The 2,023-nt window shown below is 48.8% G+C and carries 1 pseudogene; it reads right to left on the bottom strand.

The window, feature by feature from the left end:
* Positions 1–1,947, bottom strand: a pseudogene (locus Xmir_RS22020) (toprim domain-containing protein); the annotation flags it as partial.
* Positions 1,948–2,023: the final 76 nt, after the last annotated feature.

Below are 2,023 nucleotides of genomic sequence, written 5' to 3'. Positions count from 1 at the left end.
GCTTGTGGTTCAGCGAACCTAAGCAGCAGGTGCCGGATAATCACGGGTAATTCGGTCGCGATTTTATCCCGCAGGAGTGGGTCGCGTTCGTTTTCTGGCACGACTTCGGAAAAGTTGAAGATTACCCGACGCCGAGACACTCCACCACTGCGATCACTGAAACTCATAGCATTATTGTTTACTGCCAGCACTACAGCAGGAATACGGGTTGAATAGGGTTGTTTATGCTTCGGATCAATGGCCACTTCATCACCGCCAGTAATGGCCTTGATGCCGGAGCCATCACCCACATAGCGAGTTTGGTCTGGCAAGATAATCAACGAGTATCCGACAATCAACGCCCGTTCACGTGTGTTTTCCAGTGCGGCCATATTGGCGGAAACGGTGTTGCCTTTACCTGCCAGCATCGAGCAGATTTCAGCAAAGATACTCTTTCCACTACCTCCAGCACCGGTGACTTCCAGAAAAAGCTGCCAGTCATAGCGGTTCGCCAGAACCATAAACAGGGCTGCCAGTACTCGATCAAATTTGTTTTCACAGTTAGCTGTTGCCCTGTTCAACCAGCCCCAGAATTGCGGCGCATAATCTTGCAGGGTTTTCCCCCGGAACGGGTGAATTGAATTCAACATCACTGGCAAGCAATAGCCAATCATGTTTGCGATGAGGCCGGAACTGACAGCTTTTCAGGTCAAACACGCCGTTATTGAACCCGATTAAGTAGCGTTTTGGTGGTTGCATCATGGGAAGCTGCAATTTCAGTGCATCTACGGCAGAACTAATACCATGCGGTGAATACGGTTGTTTCTCTTCCATAAAGGCCGCGACCATTTCCCGTTTTAAATCACGGTCACTGACCGGACGCCAGACAATACCATCATAATGATGGACGGTTTCTGAAGCACCATCCAGCGCTAAATCACCGTTATAACGCTCCAGTAACACCTCTCCACGTTGGCTGGCTCCCATCTGGCATAATGTCAGTTTCGAAGGCTCGGTATCATTGGACTGAGTGGCTGATTTTTTCTTGACGGGTACTGGTTGATAGAGCTCTTGAGAAAAAGCCTGCTTTGCTGCATCAATGCCATGCTGCTGACGATAATCATCCCAATCCGCTTTGTATTCCGTTGGTGGCAACGTAATCCAACCGTTCACTGCAAGGGCTGCTTTTTCTGCTGAGATCTTACCGATATTGACTTTGGGTTTGCCGTTCTTATCCAGTTCGTCGGGATGATGCCAGTCGTTGTCTGCTGCCAGAATAATTTTCGTGTCTGACCAATGTTCACGAACTGCTTTAGCAACAGAAAGCAAGTTGCCTGCATCCAGCGCCGCCAGAACAGTTCCTTTATAGAGTTGGTTAACCGTGAGTGCCGTGGCGTAACCTTCGGTAATAATCACTGTGTCAGGGTGTTCGTTCAGCTCTGATGGAGCGATAAATGCGCCTTTCTTCTGACTGCCGGGAAAGAGTTTTTTCTCGCCATTCGGTTTGATAATCTGTGCACCTGTGACTTTTTTGTCCAGTGTTGCAAGTCGCAACACTGCTGAATTATCGGACAGCAGCCGCTGATTAGGGCAATCCAGCCCCTTTGCAGTCAAATAAGGAGACTGCCCGGCAACAGTCTGCGCCATCAGTGCTGCGACTTTTTCGGCAATTGGCTGTACTGGATAAGTGATTGCTTTGGCGGGTTTAAGTTCTGGTAAAGGCAATGCCAGTGCATTCGCAACCACTTTCGCTGCTTCAAAAATCGAAATTCCTTTGGTTTTTGCCACTAAATCCAACCCATCACCATAATTCGGGATATCACATTGGCGACAGTGCCAGTTGCCATGATGATGGTCGTCGATGAAATGGAAACGGTCGGTACCGCCGCAAACAGGGCAAGCACCATGTTTACCCTTTGCTGGGATCTCAATGCCACAGGCAGGCAACAGATTTCCCCAATGGTACATAGCGGATTGCTTCACGGTTTGGATAAATTCGAGCGGTTTTTGGCTGCCTGATTTATCCAAAGATGTAAATTTAGGG

It is taken from the genome of Xenorhabdus miraniensis, from assembly GCF_002632615.1.
This window is presented reverse-complemented; position numbering and strand designations above follow the sequence as displayed.